The following is a 21,581-nucleotide window of genomic DNA, read 5'->3' on the forward strand; positions in this document are numbered from 1 at the left end:
TGTCCTCGGCGCTGGGCATGGCGGCTCTTTTCGCGCTCTTCCTCATTGCCATGGTCGCGCTCGGGGGACCGGTTGCTCCCGTTCTCGCCGTCGTCGGTCTCGCGGCTATGAGCCTGCCGATCGGTGTGGGCGGCTGGGGCGTGCGGGAGCTGAGCGTGAGCCTCGTCGCCGCCGGAGCGGCAGTGTCGATGGAGGCGGCCGTGACGGCCTCGACCGGTTACGGCCTGCTCGCGATGCTCTCCACCCTGCCGGGGACTGTCACCCTGTGGACGGCGTCGAGCCGACGGTCACGGAGTTCGGGACCGGAGCCTGCGAAGAATGCTCGACTGCCGCAGGACTCAGCAGGTATTCGGTGCAGATGTCCTCGCCGAGCTCGAAGCGACGGAACGGTGTGCGCAGCGCCTGGGCCATCACCTCAGAACCCTCGAAGCGGATTCCCGGCACACCGTCGCCGATGAAGACCGGTGCGGTGGTGAGGAAGAGCCGGTCGAGGACTCCGGCGGAGAGGAACCTCGAGACGGTGCGGCCACCTCCTTCGACGAGGATGGAGCCGGGCACATGTTCGCGGATGAGTGCGATGACCGTCTGCGGGGCTGCGGTCTCTCCGGCTCCCATCGGTGGGAGCCGGACGACGCGCACATGATCCCCGACGTCGGAACCCACGGTCGCCTCGGCGCCGATCATCCACAGCGTCGCAGCAGGACCGGTGCGCAGCACCGTGGACTCCGTCGGCACACGTCCCCGGGGATCGAGGACGACGCGCACGGGATTCTCGCCCTCGACCGCCCGCACTGTCAGCTGCGGATCATCCGCGATGACCGTCTGAGCCCCGACGAGGACCGCCCCGACGCTGGCCCGAACCCGATGGAGGTGTGTCCGGTCGGTGCGGCCGGAGACGAAACAGGCGTCGCCGGTGCTCGTGGCGATGAACCCGTCCTGGCTCTGTGCCAGCTGAGCGACCACCTCCGCCTCGTCCGAGAGAGTGTCGTAGACATCCCTTCCGTTGAGCGGAAGATGCGAGCTGACAGGCGGCTCATGGCGGGCTTGCCTCGTCGATGGCACCGCGGTGAGCTCCTCCTCGAGGTGGGAGGGAACGTCATGGTTCATCCGCAGCCGTTTGCTCATCAGGTATCTGCTGTTCTCCGGCCGGTCGGCCACAGGCAGCCGCACCCGTGAGGCGACCTCGATGCCCAGCGCCTCCAGAGCCTCCTGCTTGCTCGGATTCGACGAAAGGAGTCGGATGCGCGGACAGCCGAGTTCGCGCAGAACCGCGGCCGCGGCATCGTAGTCCCGAGCGTCGTCGGGCAGACCGAGAGCCCGGTTCGCGCTCACCGTGTCGAGACCCCCGTCCTGCAGGGCATAGGCCTGCAGCTTCGCGGCGAGACCGATTCCGCGTCCCTCGTGCTGCGTCATGTAGATGAGGAGCCCGTGACCGGAGGCGGCGATGGCGGCGAGCGCCGCGGTGAGCTGGTCTCCGCAATCGCAGCGATGTGAGCCGAGGGCGTCTCCGGTGAGGCATTCGCTGTGCACCCGCACCAGGGGAGCGTCCCTCTTCTCCGGGCTGCCCATGCTCATGACGGCATGCGTGATCCCGTTGTGGGTGAATGACCTGATGGTGAACGTCCCATGTTCGGTCGGCAGGGAGCTGCTCGGTCCGACGACGAGGGGCGGCGGGACGGAGCGGCGGTGCATCGAAGTCATATGAGCAGTATAAGAGAGAACCGTGTGGTCACGGGGTCCGAATTTTCGTCGCATCGGAGATGGCCGGCCTTGACGCGCCGCGCTCGAGCCAGATGATGTCACGAGCGAATGACCAGGTGAGGGCTGTGAGAGCGATGCCGGCCGCGGTGCAGCCGAGCCAGGTATGGGCCTGTGCCAAGGGAGAGCCGGCCGTGACGAGGAGGATCCCCTGGGCGGCCGCGACGATCTTGCGCACTCGGGAATGGGGCAGCTTCTGCTGCCAGCGTGCGCGCAGAGATGTGATGGCCTTGAAACCGTAGTAGTAGAGCCCCGGCAGCATCGTCCACGGTCCCCAGAGCGGAACGAGAGATACCGAGAGGATGAGGACGAAGAGGGCGTCGACCCTCTCGTCGAATGCCTCACCCGCAGCGGTGACCACGGTCCGGCGGGCCACGAAACCGTCGCCGGCATCGAGCAGCAGCGCTGACGCCGCCAAAGTCACAGCCGTCCAGCTCAGCCCCGGCTGAAAGATCATGGCCGCCGTGCAGATGGTGATGATCCCCAGCCGGGCGGCCGTGATCGCATCGGCCGGTGACCACGGCCTGCCTGTGCAGAGCCGAGGGCCGGCACCGACGGCGCCGATGAAGACGACGACCAGCACGGTCAGGGGGTGCGGTCGGACGAAGACGCCGATGATCGCCGAGGCGGTCAGCAGCAGCATCGACAGGACGTCGATGCGGAGTGCTCCGGCGGTGTTCACTCCTCGTCGCAGCAGCATCGAGGTCCTTTCCTCGCCCGATCCGAGGTGTCCGGTCCGCGGTCTCGACATGGGCGAACGCGAACCGGCAACCCTGACAACTTCACCCTAGGACATCGCCCGCCAGTCAGGGGAGCCTGCTCGCTCGCGAGGGGAATTCGAACGACCGCCGGGTGTGCGGCGTCGAAGGCGCTGAGGGCGTTGCGTGTCTGGACGTCGTATGGTGGTTCGACAGTGAGAACCGAAATGAGGGGTGCGCACACGTGAACGGAACGGCCGACGGATCCGAGGCTGGCCTCGGCGATCTCGCACACACCTGCTGTGCGCCCGCCGCGAAGCGAATGAGCAAGGCCGAAGGCACGGCGGTCGGCGCGGCCTGTCGAAGCGGCGAGCGAACAGCGGAGGCGAAGGACTTCAGTTTCGATTTCGTGACCGTAGGCGGCACCTTCGATATGGGCGACCCGTTCGGCGACGGTCATCCGGCCGACGGCGAAGGGCCTCGCCATCGGGTGAGTCTCAGCGACTTCGAGATCGCGACGACGAGCGTGACGAACGAGGACTTCGCGGGCTTCGTCGAGGACACGGGGTTCGTCACCACCGCAGAACGGCTGGGCACCTCCGCGGTGTTCGCCATGCTCCTCGAGACGAACCCGCAGGCGCGCAGCCACGTGCTCGGGCAAGCGCCGGGCGTGCCCTGGTGGGTCGAAGTGTCCGGGGCGAACTGGGCGGCTCCCGAAGGCCCGGGCTCCGATGTCGCCGACCGCCGAGGGCACCCGGTCGTCCATATCAGTTGGGACGATGCCCTGGCGTACTGCGCCTGGGCGGGCGTCCGACTGCCGAGCGAAGCCGAATGGGAGTGCGCCGCCCGCGGCGGCCTCAAGGGACGACGCTACCCGTGGGGCAACCGGCTGCTCGTCGACGGAGAGTGGAACTGCAATATCTGGCAAGGCGACTTCCCGCGCAGCAACACCCTCGAAGACGGGTTCATCGGCACTGCTCCTGCCCGGCATTTCTCCCCCAACGGCTTGGGGCTGTACAACACCGTCGGCAACGTCTGGGAATGGTGTTCCGACTACTTCGACCGCGACTACTATCAGCGCTCGCCCCAGACCGACCCGCCCGGCCCTGCCACGGGGGAGAAGAGGGTCATGCGCGGGGGATCGTTCCTCTGCCACGACTCCTACTGCAATCGCTACAGAGTGGCCGCGAGGTCGTCGAACACTCCCGACTCCTCGGCGTCGAACATCGGATTCCGCATCGTGCGCGATCCTCGGTGATCATCGACTTCAGTGCTTCAGGTCGTGGCCGAGTCGGCTCATCAGCCGTTGCGTCTGATCCGCCAGTGTCTCGAGCGTGAAGCGAACGGTTTCGCGGGAATCCGCGCCGGCGCGGGTGACAGCGGCGATATGGCGGGACGGCGAGTTGTCGCCGCTGAGTGGGATCCGTCGGACGGGGTGGAGATCCTGGGACCGTGACAGGCGAGATGCGACACAGACGCCGAAGCCCTCGCAGACGAGCGCGGTCCCGGTGTTCCAATCATTGGCGAAGTGGCCGATGCGCGGGGTGAACCCGGCCGCCGCGCAGCTGGCCATGAGGAGCTGATGGTAGGTGGTGCCGGGCCGGCCCAGGATCCAAGTCTCCTCGACGGTGTCGCCGATCGTGACGGATTTCCGATCGGCCAAGGGATGGTCGAGCGGGACCATGAGATCGAGAGGATCATCGATGAGGAAGTGCTGACTGAAGCGTTCGTCTCCTCCGGCGGGGATGCCGGGAGCGGCCACGATGACGCCGACGTCCGCGTCACCGGAGAGCAGGAAGTCGAAGCACTCGCTGGGTTCGGCCTCGATGGTCTGCGTCTGCAGATGAGGGAACTTCGCATTGAGCACCTGCATGGTCGGCGGCAGCAGGAGTGCCGCAGCGGTGGAGAAACCGCAGAGACCCAGCCTGCCCGACACCGTTTCTGAGAAGCGTCCGAGATCGGCCAGAGCCGATTCCCATTCCGCGGACATGGCGTCCACATGGCCCAGCAGCGAGGCGGCCGCCGGCGTGAGCCGGACGTTGCGTCCGTACTGCTCGAGCAATGTGACACCGAGCTCCTCGGCGAGTTGTCTGACCTGATGGGACACGGTCGATGGCGAATACCGAAGGGCATGGGCCGCCGCGGTGATGGTGCCGTGCCGTTGGATCATGCTCAACATGGTGAGCCGACTGTCGATCATGCGGTCCTATCGAATGATTCAGTGGAAATTCTTGCGATAGACAACAGTACTCGTTCGGGCCCATGCTGGAACAGCAGCTTCGCAACACCACGAGGTCGGCAGCGCAGAGCCTGCGGAAGCGGCCCGCGCCACTGAGCGCGCATTCAGACCGATGAGACGAAGGAGGTTCCGGATGCCCGAATACGCACGCATCAGAGGGTCGAGGCGTCAGATGTGGTTCGGATCCCTGGTCCTGCTGGTGCTCTCGGCGGCCGCGAACATGGCCAGCCCGCTGTATCCGCTGCTGCAGGACGCCTATGGGATGTCCGACACGCTGATGACCGCGCTCTATGCGACCTATGTCCTCAGCTGTCTGCCGTCGCTGCTGCTGTTCGGGTCGGCGGCGGATGCGTTCGGTCGCAAGCCGGTCCTGTTGGCTGCGATCGGTCTGGTCGGACTGGGCACTGCGGGATTCGGGCTCAACGGCCTGGGGACTGCAGGCCTCTTCGCCGGAAGGGCGCTTGTGGGCATCGGACTCGGTTTGGGCACAGGCGCCGGAATCGCATTGATGGTCGAAGCCTCACCGGCTCGGAAGGCCTGGTTGGGAACGACCTCGGCGACGATCTCGTTCGTTCTGGGCTCGGGCCTCGGCCCGATTCTGGCGGGAGCCGTCTCAGCGCTGAGCGGCGCCCCTCTGGTGCTGCCTTTCATGGTCATGTGCGCGATGACCGCCATCGTGATGATTCTGATCGCGGCGATGCCATTGCATCGTCCGTTCACTCGACAGCGATGGCGACCGACGTGGCCGTCGGTGCCCGGCCCCATGCGCATGAACTTCAACATCGCCGCTCTGACCGGATTCGTCGGCTGGACGGCACTCGGCCTCTTCCTCGCATTGCTGCCATCGATGGCACAGTCGATTCTTCCGAAGTCGGGAACCTTGTCCTCGGGAGTCATCGTGGGTTCGGTCCTGGTGGTCTCGACGGCGAGCCAGCTGGTGGCGCCGAAGTTCCGCCCCCGAGCCGCGCAGACGCTGGGTCTCACCCTCATGGGACTCGGAGCGGCCCTCCTCCTGGGCTCGAATCTGCCGACGATCGGACCCGATGGGGTGACAGCGATCATGGTGATCGCCGCCGTGGCAACGGGTACCGGGCACGGTCTGAGCTATTGGGGAGCCAATCGTGAGGTCGATGTGCTCACTCCGACGAAGAACCGCGCAGGAATCTCCGCGGCACTGTATCTGGCCTTCTACGCCGGAGCGGGGGCCCCAGCGGTCGTCGTCGGAATCCTGGCCCTGAGCATGCCGCTGGTGGTGGCCACGATGATCTTCACTCTGGCGCTGCTGCTGGCGACGATCGTCGCCATTCCGGTTCCCGTCCTGGCGCAAACCGTGGTGCGGCAGTCGCGCGCTGCTTCCGCGATGTCTGCAGAAGACGGAAGGGAGGGCGATAGCGGGACCATCCGGGAAAGCACCACGGCCGACCGCTCGAGCCAAGCGGCACGACCTGGCGGGACCGCCTCGGTGCTGGAGCCATAGCGCCCGATAGACTTCGGACCATGTCGAGAATCACGTGCCCGGAGCTGAGAACGAAGACCGCTTCCGCCGCCGAGGCGGCCAGCCATATCGACAACGGCCACAGAGTGGCCATGAGCGGATTCACCGGTTCGGGGTATCCGAAGGCAGTGCCGGGCGCGGTGGCGGATCGGGCGCGTGCTGCGCACGAGCGCGGAGACGACTTCAGCGTCGAGCTGTGGACCGGCGCTTCGACGGCGCCGGAACTCGACGGAGTGCTCGCAGAGGCGCAGGCGGTGAGCAAACGGCTGCCGTTCCAGTCCGATCCGGACATGCGGGCCTCGATCAACTCCGGCGGCACCGAGTATGTCGACACCCACCTCAGCCATTCGGCGCAGCAGGCTTGGTTCGGCTTCTACGGAAACCTCGATATCGCCGTCGTCGAGGTCGCTGCGATCCTGCCCAACGGGCTTCTGGTGCCCGGCAGCTCGGTCGGCAACTCGAAGACGTGGCTCGACTTGGCCGACAAGGTCATCCTCGAGGTCAACGAATGGCACCCGCGTGCATACGAGGGTTTCCACGACGTCTACTACGGCACCCGCCGGCCGCCCGAGCGTCTGCCGATCCAGCTGCTCGAACCCATGCAGCGCATCGGCGATCCGTACCTGCGTGTCGATCCCGCGAAGGTCGTCGCCGTGGTCGAGACCAATGCTCCCGACCGGAACCTTCCGTTCAAGCCGACCGATGACGATTCGAAGGCGATCGCGAATCACCTCGTCGATTTCCTTCGCCACGAGATCCGGGCCGATCGGCTGCCGCCAGAGCTGCTCCCGCTGCAATCGGGTGTGGGCAATGTCGCCAACGCAGTGATGGGCAACCTCGCAGACAGCGAATTCGAAGGTCTGACCGCGTACACCGAGGTCATCCAGGACGGGATGCTCGACCTTCTCGACAACGGCAAACTCGCTTCGGTGTCGGCCACCGCGTTCTCACTGTCGGCCGAACGGGCAGCCCATTTCAACGAGAACATCGAGTCCTACAAAGGCCGGATCCTGCTGCGGACACAGGAGATGTCGAACCATCCCGAGGCCATCCGCCGCCTCGGAGTCATCGCGATCAACGGGATGGTCGAGGCCGACATCTACGGCAACGTGAACTCCACCCATGTGATGGGCTCGTCGATCATCAACGGCATCGGCGGTTCCGGCGACTTCGCGCGCAACGCCTACCTCGACTTCTTCGTCTCGAACTCGTTGGCCAAGAACGGTGCGATCTCCTCGATCGTGCCGTTCGCCAGCCACATCGACCATACCGAGCACGACACGCAGATCCTCGTCACCGAACAGGGACTGGCCGATCTGCGCGGACTCTCACCCGTGGCACGAGCCCGGAAGATCATCGCCGCCTGCGCCCACCCCGACTACCGCGAACGGCTTTCGGACTATCTCGAGCGGGCGATCGCCGCGAATCCGCACGGACGGCACACTCCGCACCTGCTGGGCGAGGCCCTGTCCTGGCACGAGAGCTTCACGACCACCGGACGGATGTAGAGGGCCGGTCCTGCTCACTCAGCCGGCGAGCCAGGTCGGCACGGCGGCCACCACCCAGGCCAGCCCGGGGCCGATGAGGCTGATCGTCTGAAGATTGTCCGTGACTTCGCCCGCGCGCGGTTTGCTACTGTCGGTTGAGGACGCGGACGAGGTTCGGCTTCACATCAGACGACCGAATTCGCGGGAGGGAGCGGCCGCCTGTGGTGGTGAACCAGATGTTCGGCAGATTCCTGCCGTCGAATCGCAGACTCAATCCGGCGGCGCTGGCATGGGTGGTCGTCGTCTTTGCGGCCATCGTCATGCTGGCCGTGCAGTCCTCGATCGCCGCGGGAGTCTATGATGCTCCCGTGGCGTTGGCCTTCGGTCTCACTGTCGTCCACGCCGGAACGATGCCGCTGTCCATGCTGCGTCCGCTCTTCGGTGCCATCCTCTCGTCCTGTGCGTGCGCCGCGCTGCCGCTGATCGGCCCCCATGCAGCCGATGCGTCCTGGCCGTGGATGGTGCCGGTGATGATCACTCAGATCGCAGTCATCCTCATCATCGGCCTGCGTGCGCACTGGGGGATCGCGCTTTCGGCACTCCTCGGCAGCATAGGCGGGTCCGCGCTCGCGGCCGTGATCGGTCATGCTCTCTTCCACCTCGAACGAACCGACGCGTCGATCATCAACATCATGATCTATGCCTGCATCGCAGGTGGCGTCTACGTCGCCGCCGTCATCGTCCAGCAATGGCAGCTCATCCGCTCCCAGCTGCTGCAGGAGAAGGAGAACACCGCCGAGGAGCATTCGAAGCGCGTCACGATCGAAGAGAGGGCCCGAATCGCGCGTGAGCTGCACGATATCGTCGCTCACAGCATGTCCATCATCAACATCCAGTCCTCCAGCGCACCCTTCCGCCATGCAGGGATCGACGCCGGGGTGGCGAAGGAGTTCGAGGACATCTCGACCTCTGCGCGCGCGGCGCTCACGGAGATGCGCGGTCTGCTCAGTGTGCTGCGCAACGACGATTCGGCACACGAACTGGCCCCGCAGCCGAAGCTCTCCGACGTCGACGAGCTTGTCGACAAGGCTCGACAGGCGGGAGTGAGAGTCACCCTCGAGCGCCGCGGAGAACCCTTGGATGCCGTCTTGCGCGACAGCACCGGGTTGGCCGGTTATCGGATCATCCAAGAGGCCCTGAGCAATGCGATCCGGCATGCCCGGGACTCGGACATCGCCATCAGGATCCGAAGCGATGGCGCTTCGGTCCGCATCTTAGTGACCAATACCCGGGGTGAAGGCCCCACCGAGGCCGTTTCGACCGAAGAGCATCGGGGGCAGGGCCTGGTGGGGATGCGCGAACGTGCCGGTTCCGTCGGCGGTGAGATCCGCAGCGGCCGGACGGCGACGGGAGGATTCGAAGTGGAAGCTGTGCTGCCGCTCAGCCTGACAGGGCCGGTGGCCGATGAGAGGCGGGAACGCGCATGATCCGCATCGTCATCGCCGACGACCATGCCATGGTCCGGGCAGGATTCGCTGCTCTGCTGGAGGCCCATCCCGACCTCGAAGTCGTCGGACAGGCGCAGGACGGCGAGGAATGCGTGAGAATGGCGGCCGACTGCGCCCCCGACATCGTGCTCATGGATGTGCGCATGCCGATGATGGACGGCATCGAGGCGACGCGGACGATCGTCGCGGACTCACGAGCCGCCTCGGCGACAGGTCCTCGGATCATCATGCTCACCACCTTCGACATCGACGATTATGTCTTCGACGCGATCCGGGCCGGGGCCAGTGGGTTCCTCCTCAAGGACGCTCCGCCCGATGAGCTCGCCGAGGCGGTGCGCGTCGTGGCCTCGGGTGAGGGGCTGCTGGCCCCGAGCGTGACCAAACGCGTCATCGAGCACTTCGCCGCGACGCCTCGGACATCCCCGGCCCCGACGCTTTCCGGCCTGCCGGAGCTGACGGATCGCGAGCGGGAGATCCTCGTGCTCGTCGCGCGCGGCGAATCCAATTCGGAGATCGCGGCCAGTCTCTTCATCGCCGTTCAGACAGTGAAGACGCATGTCTCGCGGATTCTGTACAAACTCGATGCCCGGGATCGGGCCCAGGCCGTCATCGCGGCCTACGAATCGGGTCTGGTCGTGCCCGGGGCCCAGCTCTGAAACGGCTCTCAGATCTTCTGGCTCGGTCCCTTCGCTGACCCCCTACTCGGGTAGGGGGTGGGAAACGGCTCCACGGGGTGACGCGCAATGCGCGTGCGAACCATAGCGTTGAGGATATGAACCCATCCGAAGTGCTCAGCACCCCCTTGTCGATTCCCGCTCCGGACCCGGCCGCCCGCGCCGAGGTGCTCGAACGGCGGCGTGCCAGGCGCGGCACTGCACAACAGGAGTTCACAAGCGACTTCAGCGCCCTCATGGCCCAGGTCAAGGAGGCCGGTCTGCTCGCCCGACGCCCGGGATGGAATCTGCTGCGCTTCTGCCTCCTCGGCCTCGGGTATGCGGCCGCGTTCATGATGCTCTTCTTCGTCGGCGAGAGCTGGTGGCAGCTGGCCACCGCCGTCGTCTTCGGTGCGCTGTTCACTCAGACGGCCTATGTCGCCCACGATGCGGCTCACCGGCAGATCTTCTCCAACGGCAAGACGGGCGAATGGGTCTCGACGATCATCGGCAATCTCTTCATCGGCCTCAGCTACGGCTGGTGGCTGAAGAAGCACAATGCTCTCCACCACGCGAACCCGAACAAGGCAGGCGTCGACGGTGACATCGCCCCCGGCGCACTCGTCTTCGTCGCCGAGGATGCCCGTGAGCGCACGGGTTTCGCCGCTTGGTTCGCGGCCCGACAGGGTTGGTTCTTCCTGCCTCTGCTGACGCTGGCGGGACTGCAGCTGCATGTGGATTCGGTGAGGGCGATCCTCCGCGGCCAATCGTCGATCAAGCGACGCTGGACCGAGGGCATCCTCATCGCCATCAGACTCATCGGGTTCCCGGCGTTGGCGATCTGGGCCGCTGGTCCGCTGATCGGCAGCGTCTTCGTCCTCGTCCAGGTCGCGGTCTTCGGCGTCCACATGGGCGGTTCGTTCGCTCCCAACCACAAGGGGCAGCCGATCGTGCCCAAGGACGTCAAGATCGATTTCCTGCGCCGTCAGACGCTGATGTCGCGCAATATCTCAGGTGGTCGCCCGATGGGGTTCCTCATGGGCGGACTGAACTACCAGATCGAACACCATCTGTTCCCGAGCATGCCGAGCATCAATCTGCACAAGGTGCAGCCGATGGTGCGCGAGTACTGTCGGCAGAAGGACATCACGTACACGGAGACCACTCTCCTCGAATCCTTCAGGATCATCATCCGCTACCTCAACCGCGTAGGCCTCGGCGAGGCCGATCCCTTCGACTGCCCGGTCACCGCGCAGTTCCGCTCCCGCTGAGCTCGAAGCGCCTCAATGAGATCATCGAACCTGCGGGTATGTGGGCGTCCGGGGGCGAACGCTGCGGGTCCTCAGGTGAGGTCGTCGTGTTCTCCGGAGACCCATTCGGCGTAGCGCTCCGCCGAGGTCCGGACCGCACTGTGAGCGCCGGTGGCGATGTGCTGACCGAAGTTGCCGTACATCCGATCGAAATCGAGGTCGGCCACCGAGGCGGAGATGCGCCGGACGACAGCGGCCGACAGCGGCAGGTAGTTCGGGAAGCTGCGCATGAAGGTCACCCAGCCTTCTCGGGCGACCGGGCCGATGGAGTCTCCGCTGAACATCACTCCGGCCCCGTCCTCGGCCGTCCACACGGCGACGGCGCTGCCGGCGAAGTGACCGCCGGTGCGACGCAGCACGGTTCCCGGCAGCGGCGTCGCCTCGTGGTAGTAGGTGCAGATGGTGCCGGCCGTCCGCTGCACCCATCCGAGATCGGCACGGCAGACGAAGATCGGAGCATCGCCGAACGCGGCGCTGTATTCCACCTGTGTGCCGAACATATGCGGATGGCTCGCAGCGATGGCTGCGATGCCGCCGAGTTCGCGGATGCGGGCGACGGCTTCGGCGTCGATGTAGGCGGGAACGTCGAACAGCAGATTGCCGAGTTCGGTGCGCACGAGATAGCAGGTTTGGCCGATACCCAGCTTCGGTTCGACCCGGAGGGCGAAGAGTCCCGGCTCCCTCTCCTTCACGACGAGCGAATGGCCTTCAGCCTCCAGTTGGTCCCGAGTCGCCCACTGCTGGCCGGAGGCCGGGACCCACTGACGGTCATCGTCGCAGATCGGGCACAGCCGCGGAGGCGGCGTCGTCGTCTCCACCCCGCACGTGCGGCAGATCGTCACATCACTGAGCTGTGCGCCCCGGCCGCGGCCTGAGGCGGAGCGGCTTTCCGCGGCGCTGTTCGGGTTCGGCACGACGCCATCCTCTCGAGTCTCGACCGATGAGAGCACTGATTCCCACCGAGCCTAGTCCGCGGGTGAGTTCATGACCAGGGTCGGCGATGGCGACCCACGCGCGGGCTCAGACCGAGTCGCCGTCGTCGTCGACCGAATGGAGGCGATCTTCGCGCATGCTGACCGTGTCGACCCCGGGCAGATCCATGAGTGGGGCGACGAGGAGGTGCAGCGGGGGTTTGCCCTCGAACTTCGCCTCGATCGTGACCATTCGAACATCGTCGTCCTCGAATTTCCGCGAATCGACGATGGTGTTGGAGAAACCCATCCGTCCGGCCAATGCCAGGATGTCTCGCAGGACACCCTCTCCGTCCCGGTAGGAGATGCGCAGAAGTCGGCCGTGGTCGCTGTTCGGAATCTTGCGGATCAGCGGTGCGATGACGAAGAGTGTGAAGAGATGCAGGGCCGTGAGGATGGTCGCCAGCGACAGCATGCCCGCTCCGCAGGCCATGCCGACGGCGGCCGTCACCCAGATCGTCGCCGCCGTGGTCAGGCCGCGGACCATGTTGCGGCCCTTGAAGATGACCCCGGCGCCGAGGAAGCCGATGCCCGAGACGATCTGTGCTGAGATCCGCGACGGGTCGAGCCGCACGTCGTTCTCGAGCACCCCGGCGAAGCCGTAGGCCGAGACCAGGGTGAAGGCACATGTGCCGATTCCCACGAGCACGTGCGTGCGATAGCCGGCGGCCTTCTGACGGAACTGGCGTTCGAAGCCGATGAGCGAACACAGCACGAAGCTGGCCAGCAGCAGTTCGGCCTCGAGTGCCGTGGTGCTGCTGAAGAAGCCGTCGAGCGACACCGATGAACTCTCCATAGTGACTTCACCTTAGCCGTGACAGCCGAGGTGAGGAAGAAGACTGACCGGCCAGACGTTCGGTCAGACGGTGGAGGGGATCGACTCCACGCGGCTTCGGTCATCGATGACCGAGCCCTGCACGGTCTGGTGCCGGGCTGGATCAGTCGTGGTCCGGCCATCGGTGCCTGCCTCGGCGGATCGGGTGCCGTGCGAGCTCGGTGCGGCCTCCAGTGCCAAAGCCTGCTTCCGCTGTTCGTTGTCGATCTCGCGTTCGCGCTCGAGATGCAGGTTGCCGAAGTCGTGCTGTGTCCGCGGTGGTCTGATTCCGTCGATGAGGAACACCACGGCCAGAGAGACGAGCCCCCACAGGCCCAGCACCTGAAGATGCTCGGTGACGACATCCCCGTCGAAGTAGAGGATCGATCGGATCGTCTCGACCGCGGCGGCCATCGGCAGGAATTCGTGCAGGGTGGAGAAGAACGCCGGCACCATGTACTGCGAAAGCGCTCCGTTCGACGACGGCACTCCGGCGAACATGAGTGTGCCGATGACCGGAATGATCGCGAACATTCCGATGAGCCGTTCGAATACCATCGCGAACATCGAGATGCACGCGACGGCAAGGGTGCCCGAACCCCACAGAGCCGCGAAATGCCCTTCGACGGCTCCGGTGATCGGTCCCGCGATGAGCGCGACGACCAGGGACATGAATGGCGCGTAGACGGCGATGACGGGCAGCATCCGTTTGAGCGGGCGGATCCAGGGATTGGCGTTCGCTGCGACGATGACGACCATGAACCCGGCGAGGATCCAACCCATCGCCATGTACATCACGACCACACCGTTCTTGTCCCGATCGGGCAGCGGAGCCAGATCGTCGACATGGAGATCTGCATCCTGCGCGGAGGCGACCTCCTCGAAGATCTGCACGACCACCCGATAGGAGGCGTTGTTTCCGGCCTGATTGGCCAGCAGCTCGAAGTCCGGATTGTCTTCGTCGGGCAGGACGAGGGCGGCGACCTGATCACGGTCGTGGACGAGCCGCCGGGCCTCGCCCTCGTCGTCCACGGCGGTGAACTCGAACATACCGTCCATCTGCTCGTCGAGCTGCTTGATCGTGGCGTCGGCCTGCTCGGTCGACGTCCCGACCACGGCAACGGGCATGTCCTTCGGGGTCGGCGAGTGCATGGCCCCGAGCATGAACGAGATCATCATTGTCACCATCGCCAGGGGGAAGAGGGTCAGCGAGATGTAGCGGATGCTCTTCGAATCGGGACGGCGTCCGCCGTGGATGGACGGCACGTTGACGTCGAGCGGCACCGGATGGGAGTTGCGCTTCGCGTAGAAGTGGTCATAGATCTGGGTCAGGAGGAGACCGGCGACCGCGCCGAGGGCGAGCACCAGAAGGTGTCCGGTGACTCCGTCACCGTCGAAGTAGAGAACCGAGCGCAGGGACTCGCCGATCGCCGGCATGGGCAGGAACTCGTGGGTGAAGCGGAAGAATCTCGGCATCGTGTACACGGGCATCGCCATGTTCGACGACGGCATTCCGAGCGCCATGAGGAAGAGGATGCCGACGATGACCCCCAAAGCACCGACGAGCCGGGTGATGAAGAGCTGAACGGTGGAGATGGCGAAGATGCCCAGCCAGGCGATGCCGAGCACGGCCACGGTGTCCTTGACGTCGACGACGTCGAGGATCGGGCAGGCCACGGTCCACACGAGTCCGGCTATCGCTGCCGACCAGCCGGCGAGGATGGGCACGATGCGCTTGAACTTCAGCAGCTCGGGAGAATTCGACCGCAGCACGCTGAAAGGCATGTAGCCGGCCATGACGATGGCTGTCATGAGGAACATCGCAGCCATGTCGGACGGATCGCTGTCCGGCAGCGGGGCGATGTCGTCGGTCTCGATCTCGAACCCTTCGCCCTGGAGCGCCGGGCGGACGAGCTGCTCGACCGTGTTCGCCTGCTGGACGCCGGCCCCGCTGGCCGTGACGATCGTGGCGGTGTCGCCTTCGACGATGACCGCGCCCGAGGCTTCACGGTCGTAGACCTTCTCTCGGGCGGAATACGCATCATCGGTGACATCGACGTCGAACGCACCGGGCTGGGAGCCGTTGAGAGCGAACTCCACTTCATCGGCGCTGTCAGCTGACCCGGTCACGACGACCGGCATGTCATCGGCCGTGGGGGAGTGCATGGTGCCCAGATAGCTCGTGATCATCATACCGACGAACATGAGCGGCATGATGAAGATCGCGACTGTCCGACCGATGAACTCGGCCTTCTCCCGCGTGGCGGCGGCCCGATCGTCGGCCGTCGTGACCGAGTCTGCGGGAAGGCCGTCAGCCGAGTGCTCGGACTCGCGGGCCTCTCTTCTCGTCCGTGGTCGCTGGTCGGGCATCGCCGTCCTCCTGAGGGGCTGGAAATCCTGTGATCCTCATCGACCACGGTGAACCCGATCAGTTTAAGACGCGTGACTTAAAATTGTGAAATCGATGCCTGATGAAAAGATTGAGGACATGGGAACCCACAGTGACCGAGCGCGCGAAGCGCTGCTGGATGCGGCCGAAGAGCTCTTCGCGCGCAATGGGATCGACGCGGTATCGAACCGGCGCATCGTCGAGCACGCCGGGGCGGCGAATCATTCGGCGATCGCCTACCACTTCGGCGGACGCGACGGCCTTCTGCGTGCCCTCGTCGAAAGGCACCATGACGAGATGGCCGAGCGCAGACGGGAGCTCTCGTCGCAGCTGAGCGATTCGCCGAACATCCATGAACTCGTCCGCTGCCGACTGCAGCCGCTCATCGAAGTGCTCGACAACCTCCCGAGGCCGAGCTGGCGAGCTCAGTTCATGTCCCAGATATCGGCCGTCCCTTCGGCGATCGAAGTGGCCACAGAAGTGGCTCGTGAGGCAGACCTTCCCGATGAGCTGCGTTTCATCAACGGTGAGTTCGAGGGGATACCTGAAAGCGTTCTGCGGGGGCGTGCTTATCTGCTGGGATCCATGGTCGTCGGCGTATGCGCCGACCAGGAGGCGAAGATGAACGAGGACGCCAACAAGGGAAGCTGGGAGCAGGTCGGACGGTTCCTCATCGACGCCGCCGCCGGGATGCTCGGCGCTCCCGTCACCGACCCGAACGGCGCAGTGCGCTATCCCAATGTTCCCCTGCTCTGATCCGCATCGAGCAGGGACTCGACGTCGGCTGCAGCCGTCGGGACCGCAGACTGCGCCGTCGCTGACCTCACCGACCGCGCTCGCGCCATCACCGGCCCCACACCGTCGCGTTCAGAACAGGGCCTGTTGGGCCGGGGCAACGATCCCTGCAGCAGGGCTGTCGGCGGTCGCTGCCGGCTCCGACCGGAGACCGCCTCGCCTACGGGACGTCGCCGGATAGTCGTCATCGTCGGTCCCGCGCAGCCCGTAGCGGTCGATGAGCGGGTTGATGCGCTCACCGAGCCAACGGCGATACTCCTTGGAGGCATAGGACGACGTGGCGTACATCCTGCGATAGCGGTCGAGAAGCTCGGGGTGTTCACGCTCGAGCCAGGAGAAGAACCATTCGCGAGCTCCCGGCCGCAGATGCAGAGCCCCATAGACGACTCGAGCGGCTCCGGCGTCCCTGATCGCTCTGAGTGCCGAATCGAGGTGGTCGAGGGAATCGGTGAGCTTGGGCAGGATCGGCATCATGAAGACGGTGACGTCGAAGCCGAGATCGGCCGCGGCACGTACGGTGGCCAGCCGGGCCTTCGTCGTTGGGGTGCCGGGTTCGAGGCTCTGCTGCAGAGCGTCGTCGTGGACGGCGATCGACATGCTGATCTCCACCGACGTCTCCTCGGCGGCCCGTGAGAGAAGAGGCAGATCGCGACGCAGCAGAGTGCCTTTGGTGAGAATCGACATCGGCGTCGAGCGGTCGGCCAATGCCGTGATGATCCCGGGCATGAGGCCGTAGCGTCCCTCTGCCCGCTGATAGGGGTCGGTGTTCGTTCCCAATGCGACATGGTCGCGGGCCCAGCTCGGGCGGGACACCTCGGCGGCGAGCACCTCGGCGATGTTGACTTTGACGATGACTTGCCGATCGAAGTCCCTGCCGGCGTCGAGGTCGAGGTAGCGGTGGGTGTTGCGGGCGAAACAGTAGACACAGGCGTGGGAGCAGCCGCGATAGGGGTTGATCGTCCAGGTGAAGGGCATCGAACTGGACCGGGGGACCTTGTTGAGCGCCGATTTCGCAAGGACCTCATGGAAGGCGATTCCGGAGAACTCCGGAGTCCGGACCGTGCGGATGAGCCCCTTGGCGCCGAACAGATCGGGAGCCCTCGGGCCGGACGTGTCGCCCAGTTCGTTCCATCTCATGCTTCAATTCGAACATGAGTTCGAATGACGGTCAAGGCTGGAGACTGGTCGGATGTGCAAGGGGGTGCCGATAGCGCGCAGAGCGCCTGCGCGACGGTGACATCAGGAGACGCGCAGTCCTTTGAACTCGCTGCGGTGGAAGACGAGGGCATCGGCTCTGCCGTCGCTGCGGGCACCGAGGATCTCAAGCAGCGCCACTGTGTGGTCACCGGCGGCGAACTCGGCGTGAAGGCGGGTCCACAGATATGCCGAGCTCCCCGGAATCGTCAGAGCGCCGCTCGCGGTGACGTCGGGAGCGGCGTCGTTGAAGCGCCGGTTGCGGTCCGTCGATGCGAGCTGCCTGGCCAGGCCCTCTTGGTCCGTGCTCAGCAGTGAGATTCCCAGTTCCGGGGCCCGGCGCAGGGAGGGCCAGGTGGTCGAGGAGGTCTGGATCGCGACGCTGACCAAGGGAGGGACGAGGGAGACCCCGACCGTCAGAGTGGAGGCGACGATGCCGAGCGGAACCGCGTCGGCCTCGGCGCCGATGAAAGCGACTCCCTGTGGGAAATGGGAGAACGTCTCGCGGAGAGCCTCCGGCGAGGCGCGGTTCGCCTCCACGGGTGTGGCAGCAACGGGGCTAGTCGAGATCGTCATTCAATCACCTCACGTGTTCTGTTGAGCGATCCTGGACGTGCTCGCTGGTTCCGAGGCCACCGGATCGTTCGACTGTGTGTCGGTCGTCGGTGCCGATGATTCCAGAGACCGCCTTGAATTGCGACGTTCGAGTTCATATGACGACGTTCTTTGTCCGCGTGTGACGGATGATGTCAGGGCATGACGGAGCGCATCCGGTGGCGGTGCCTCAGGGGCTAGATTGCTCAGCGAAATGCTATCCCGGCACGGTTGCCTGCTCGAGCAGGCCCACAGGAGACGTTCATGACACAGCTTTCGGTCACCGACTCGACACCCCAGAGTCCGCCGCGGTTGCTCGCCGGCAAGAAGCGGGTGCTGGCTTCGGCTTTCGCCGGCACGACGATCGAGTGGTACGACTTCTACCTCTACGGCACAGCCGCGGCGCTGATCTTCGACGTCCAGTTCTTCCCCTCCGGCAGTGAACTCGGCAGCCGACTGGCCGCTTTCGCCACCCTGGCTGTCGGGTTCTTCGCCCGCCCTTTGGGCGGAATCATCGCCGGCCACCTCGGCGACCGGCTGGGTCGCAAGGCGCTGCTCGTGGTCTCCCTGCTGTCGATGGGCACCGCTTCCACACTCATCGGACTGGTTCCGAACTTCGCGACGATCGGCTGGTGGGCCGCGGTCTCCCTGGTCGTCCTGCGCATCGTCCAGGGCCTGTCCGCCGGAGCCGAATGGGGCGGCTCCGCGCTGCTCTCGGTCGAACATGCTCCGGCGCGCAGACGCGGACTGTTCGGCTCCTTCACCCAGATCGGATCCGCGGCGGGCATGCTCCTGGCCACCAGCGCCTTCTTCCTCGTGCAGAAGCTGCTGCCGAGCGATCAGTTCGAATCCTTCGGCTGGCGCATCCCGTTCCTCGCCTCCGCGGTGCTCGTGGCCTTGGCGCTGTGGATCCGCCTCGGCGTCTCCGATGCGCCGGAATTCCAGGAACTCAAGGACTCCGGCGAGGTCGCCCAGTCCCCGCTGCGCGAGGTCATCACCGCGTACCCGCGCGTGCTGCTCGTCACGATCGGGCTGCGCCTGGCTCAGAACAGCGTCTTCTATCTCATCACCGTCTACATGCTCAGCTATCTGTCTGAGAATCGCGGCGATTCCACCTCGGGGGTCACCGCCGTGATGATCGCCTCGGCGATCGGTCTGTTCACCGGGCCGGTCTGGGGATGGGCCTCGGACCGGCTCGGCCGCAGACTCGTGACCATCGGCGGACTGATCGGCATCGCCGTCTTCGGCTGGGTGTTCTTCGCCTTTCTCGACGCCGGGCCGCTGTCCTTCCTGCCCATCGTCGTCATCCTCGGCATGAATCTCGCCCACGACGCCGTCTACGGCCCCCAGGCCGCGTGGTTCGCCGAGCAGTTCCCCATCGAGGTCCGTTACTCGGGCGTGAATATGGGCTACCAGCTGGGCACCGTGATCGGCGGCGGCATCATGCCGATGGTCGCAGCTCTGCTCTACGTCGCCGGAGGGCACTCGCCCTGGCTCATCTGCGGCTACCTCACGCTGCTGTGCGTGCTCTCGCTCATCGCCGCCGCAGCGGCGAAGGACCCGGCGCGCCGCCTCGCCCGCTCCGCCGCCGGAACCATCACCACCAACACAGGAGACACCAGATGACGAAACCGATCCTGCTCAATGCCTTCGACATGATGACCCCGGTGCACCAGTCGCCCGGGCTCTGGCGCCACCCCGAATCGCGCATCGAGGACTTCACGAAGCTCGAGTACTGGATCGAGCTGGCGCAGACCCTGGAAGAAGGCGGCTTCGCCTCACTGTTCCTCGCCGACATCCTCGGGGTCTACGACGTCTACGGCGGCAATGCCGACGTCACGAACCGCGGGGGAGTGCAGTTCCCGCTGCTCGACCCGCTCGTTGCGGTCCCGGCCATGGCAGCGGCCACGAAGACCCTCGGCTTCGGCGTCACCGCCTCGGTGACCTATGAGAAGCCCTACCTGCTCGCCCGCACCCTGACCACGCTCGACCACTTCACGAACGGTCGGGTGGCCTGGAACATCGTGACCAGCTACGTCGATTCGGCCGCCCGCAACCTCGGCCTCAAGGGACAGATCCCACACGACGAGCGCTACGACAGGGCCGACGAGTTCATGGAAGTCGTGTACAAGCTCTGCGAAGGGTCGATCACTCCCGAGGCGCTCAAGGCTGATGCCGAAGCGAACGTCTTCATCGATCCCGCAGAGGTCCGGGACATCGGCCACGAGGGCAGGTTCTTCACCGTGCCCGGTCAGGCGCTCGCCGTTCCCGGCCCGCAGGGGACTCCGCTGCTGTTCCAAGCCGGAGCGTCGGCACGAGGCCAGGAGTTCGCGCTCGACCATGCCGAGGCGATCTTCTTCTCCGGACCGACCCCGCAGATTCTGCGCAGCTGGGTCGACAGGGTCCGTGACGGTCTCGTCGCACGCGGCCGTTCCCGAGATGCAGTGAAGATCTTCGCACTGGCCACAGTGATCGTCGACGACACTGATGAGGGGGCCGAAGAGCGCCTGACCGACTACCGCAGGTATGTCGACACGGAATCCGCTCTCTCCCTCTTCGGCGGTTGGACAGGCGTCGACCTCTCGGGAGCCTCACCCGATGACACGCTCGAATACGTGTCCACCGACGCCAACCAGTCGGCGCTCGCCTCCTTCACCACGATGGCCGGGGACAAGGCGTGGACGATCCGCGATCTGGCGGAGTTCGTCGCGCTCGGCGGCCGTGGACCGGTCATCACCGGTTCGCCCGAGACCGTCGTCGACGAATTCCAACGCTGGATGGACGAAGCGGACATCGACGGGTTCAACATCGCCGCCGCCGTCCGACCGGCCGACGCCGAACGCTTCACGAAGTACGTCTCACCCGAGATGCGCAGGCGCGGCCTCCTGCACGACCCAGTCGCCGGAGCCACGGTGCGCGAACGTCTCACCGGTGGGGGACCGCACCTGGCCGACGACCACAAGGGCGCAGGCTTCCGGCTGGACGCGGGCGTTCGCGTGTGATCGGCTCGGGCTGCGGAGTGAGGTTCGGCAGGTGAGTGCTCGAGGACTGAGAGGATGAAACAGTCGAGGACGCGATCGGCGACGGACTCGACGGCTTCGATCTGCTCATCCTCAGCTTCGCAGTCAGCGGGATCATCGCGAGCTTCGGACTCAGCGACGTCCAGGCCGGATCGCTGTCGACGATCGCTCTCCTGGGAGCCGTCCTGGGCGACATAGTCTTCGGCGCGCTCGCCGACCGTCTGGGCCGCCGCCCCGCTTTCTGGATCTTCCAGGCGGGAGCGATCATCTCGATCCTCGTCTACAGTCAGATGACCGACCCGACCGCTCTGCTCGCCGGCGGGTTCTTCATGGGCGCCTTCGCCAACGGCATGCTGGGCGGACACGGAGCGCTGCTGGCTGAGATGTACCCGACCGAAGTCAGGGCCACGGCTCAGAACGTCATCTTCAACATCGGACGCGCCATCGGGGGACTGGCGCCCATCGTCATCGCCCTGCTGGCCGGTTCCCTCGGGTTCGGCTTCGCCTTGGCGCTGCTGCCGACCATCTACGTCATCCAGTTCCTCGCGATGTTCCTGCTGCCGGAGAAGCGCGGTCTCGCTCTCGAATGAGCCGCTGAGGAGCCCCGGTCGTCGACGGTGACGAACTGTGACAGCGCGCGGGGGCGGTGAGCGGCC

Annotated in this window: 18 protein-coding genes; 10 read left to right on the plus strand and 8 right to left on the minus strand. The window is 65.6% G+C overall.

The genetic code is table 11. From position 1 onward, the window contains the following. Positions 1-258: 258 nt before the first annotated feature. Entirely contained in the window at positions 259-1,701 is a 1,443-nt protein-coding gene (ribA, locus tag IHE57_RS06725) for a GTP cyclohydrolase II RibA (protein WP_209371884.1), read from the minus strand. 28 nt (positions 1,702-1,729) lie between these two features. Next, positions 1,730-2,458, minus strand: a complete 729-nt coding sequence (locus IHE57_RS06730; RefSeq protein ID WP_209371886.1) for a CDP-alcohol phosphatidyltransferase family protein — start codon at positions 2,456-2,458, stop codon at positions 1,730-1,732. 320 nt (positions 2,459-2,778) lie between these two features. On the opposite strand from IHE57_RS06730, the gene IHE57_RS06735 reads away from it, so the two are divergent. Next, positions 2,779-3,714, plus strand: coding sequence for a formylglycine-generating enzyme family protein (locus IHE57_RS06735; RefSeq protein WP_209325341.1), 936 nt, complete (start codon positions 2,779-2,781; stop codon positions 3,712-3,714). 9 nt (positions 3,715-3,723) lie between these two features. Here IHE57_RS06735 and IHE57_RS06740 read toward each other — a convergent pair whose 3' ends face one another. Continuing rightward, positions 3,724-4,656 carry a LysR family transcriptional regulator gene (locus tag IHE57_RS06740; protein ID WP_209371889.1) on the minus strand — a complete coding sequence of 311 codons (933 nt, stop codon included), beginning with the start codon at positions 4,654-4,656 and terminating at the stop codon, positions 3,724-3,726. Positions 4,657-4,828: 172 nt separating this feature from the next. Between IHE57_RS06740 and IHE57_RS06745 the strand changes: the two genes are divergently transcribed. The 5 genes from IHE57_RS06745 (at position 4,829) to IHE57_RS06765 (ending at position 11,109) form a co-directional block, all read left to right on the plus strand. Next, the gene (locus IHE57_RS06745) at positions 4,829-6,172 is read left to right on the plus strand and encodes an MFS transporter (protein ID WP_209371891.1); all 1,344 of its coding nucleotides are present in this window, start codon (positions 4,829-4,831) and stop codon (positions 6,170-6,172) included. A gap of 20 nt (positions 6,173-6,192) precedes the next feature. Beyond that, positions 6,193-7,698: a succinyl-CoA:acetate CoA-transferase ScpC gene (gene scpC / locus IHE57_RS06750; RefSeq protein ID WP_209371893.1), complete on the plus strand. Its 1,506-nt coding sequence runs from the start codon at positions 6,193-6,195 to the stop codon at positions 7,696-7,698. Between the two features lie 200 nt (positions 7,699-7,898). After that, on the plus strand, positions 7,899-9,164 hold the full coding sequence (locus tag IHE57_RS16690; RefSeq protein ID WP_209371895.1) for a sensor histidine kinase: 1,266 nt from the start codon (positions 7,899-7,901) through the stop codon (positions 9,162-9,164). Further along, the gene (locus tag IHE57_RS06760) at positions 9,161-9,841 is read left to right on the plus strand and encodes a response regulator (RefSeq protein ID WP_209371897.1); all 681 of its coding nucleotides are present in this window, start codon (positions 9,161-9,163) and stop codon (positions 9,839-9,841) included. The genes IHE57_RS16690 and IHE57_RS06760 overlap by 4 nt, the downstream gene beginning before the upstream one ends. A gap of 116 nt (positions 9,842-9,957) precedes the next feature. Next, positions 9,958-11,109 (plus strand): fatty acid desaturase family protein, encoded by a 1,152-nt coding sequence (locus IHE57_RS06765; RefSeq protein ID WP_216629946.1) that lies wholly within the window; start codon positions 9,958-9,960, stop codon positions 11,107-11,109. A 71-nt stretch (positions 11,110-11,180) separates the two neighbouring features. Here the strand turns inward: IHE57_RS06765 and IHE57_RS06770 are convergent, their stop codons facing one another. The 3 genes from IHE57_RS06770 to IHE57_RS06780 form a co-directional block, all read right to left on the minus strand. Next, positions 11,181-12,062, minus strand: coding sequence for an MBL fold metallo-hydrolase (locus IHE57_RS06770; RefSeq protein ID WP_366933880.1), 882 nt, complete (start codon positions 12,060-12,062; stop codon positions 11,181-11,183). A gap of 106 nt (positions 12,063-12,168) precedes the next feature. After that, a complete protein-coding gene (locus IHE57_RS06775; protein ID WP_209371906.1) occupies positions 12,169-12,915 on the minus strand; it encodes an MgtC/SapB family protein in 747 nt (248 codons plus the stop codon). 63 nt (positions 12,916-12,978) lie between these two features. Beyond that, positions 12,979-15,303, minus strand: a complete 2,325-nt coding sequence (locus tag IHE57_RS06780; RefSeq protein ID WP_209371915.1) for a DUF3533 domain-containing protein — start codon at positions 15,301-15,303, stop codon at positions 12,979-12,981. A gap of 94 nt (positions 15,304-15,397) precedes the next feature. Between IHE57_RS06780 and IHE57_RS06785 the strand changes: the two genes are divergently transcribed. After that, on the plus strand, positions 15,398-16,078 hold the full coding sequence (locus IHE57_RS06785; protein WP_209371917.1) for a TetR/AcrR family transcriptional regulator: 681 nt from the start codon (positions 15,398-15,400) through the stop codon (positions 16,076-16,078). 111 nt (positions 16,079-16,189) lie between these two features. Here IHE57_RS06785 and IHE57_RS06790 read toward each other — a convergent pair whose 3' ends face one another. Together IHE57_RS06790 and IHE57_RS06795 are read right to left on the minus strand one after the other, a co-directional pair. Next, complete coding sequence (locus IHE57_RS06790; protein ID WP_209371919.1) at positions 16,190-17,254, minus strand: Rv2578c family radical SAM protein; 1,065 nt, start codon at positions 17,252-17,254, stop codon at positions 16,190-16,192. Positions 17,255-17,356: 102 nt separating this feature from the next. Further along, positions 17,357-17,887, minus strand: a complete 531-nt coding sequence (locus tag IHE57_RS06795) for a flavin reductase family protein (protein WP_209371921.1) — start codon at positions 17,885-17,887, stop codon at positions 17,357-17,359. Between the two features lie 282 nt (positions 17,888-18,169). Here IHE57_RS06795 and IHE57_RS06800 point away from each other — a divergent pair, with 282 nt between their 5' ends. The 3 genes from IHE57_RS06800 (at position 18,170) to IHE57_RS06810 (ending at position 21,515) form a co-directional block, all read left to right on the plus strand. Further along, on the plus strand, positions 18,170-19,531 hold the full coding sequence (locus IHE57_RS06800) for an MFS transporter (protein WP_209371923.1): 1,362 nt from the start codon (positions 18,170-18,172) through the stop codon (positions 19,529-19,531). Beyond that, positions 19,528-20,907, plus strand: coding sequence for an LLM class flavin-dependent oxidoreductase (locus tag IHE57_RS06805; protein ID WP_209371925.1), 1,380 nt, complete (start codon positions 19,528-19,530; stop codon positions 20,905-20,907). The genes IHE57_RS06800 and IHE57_RS06805 overlap by 4 nt, the downstream gene beginning before the upstream one ends. Before the next feature lie 74 nt (positions 20,908-20,981). Then, the gene (locus tag IHE57_RS06810) at positions 20,982-21,515 is read left to right on the plus strand and encodes an MFS transporter (RefSeq protein WP_366933887.1); all 534 of its coding nucleotides are present in this window, start codon (positions 20,982-20,984) and stop codon (positions 21,513-21,515) included. Positions 21,516-21,581: the final 66 nt, after the last annotated feature.

The organism is Brevibacterium renqingii (assembly GCF_017808105.1).
GTDB classification, from domain to species: Bacteria; Actinomycetota; Actinomycetes; order Actinomycetales; family Brevibacteriaceae; genus Brevibacterium; species Brevibacterium renqingii.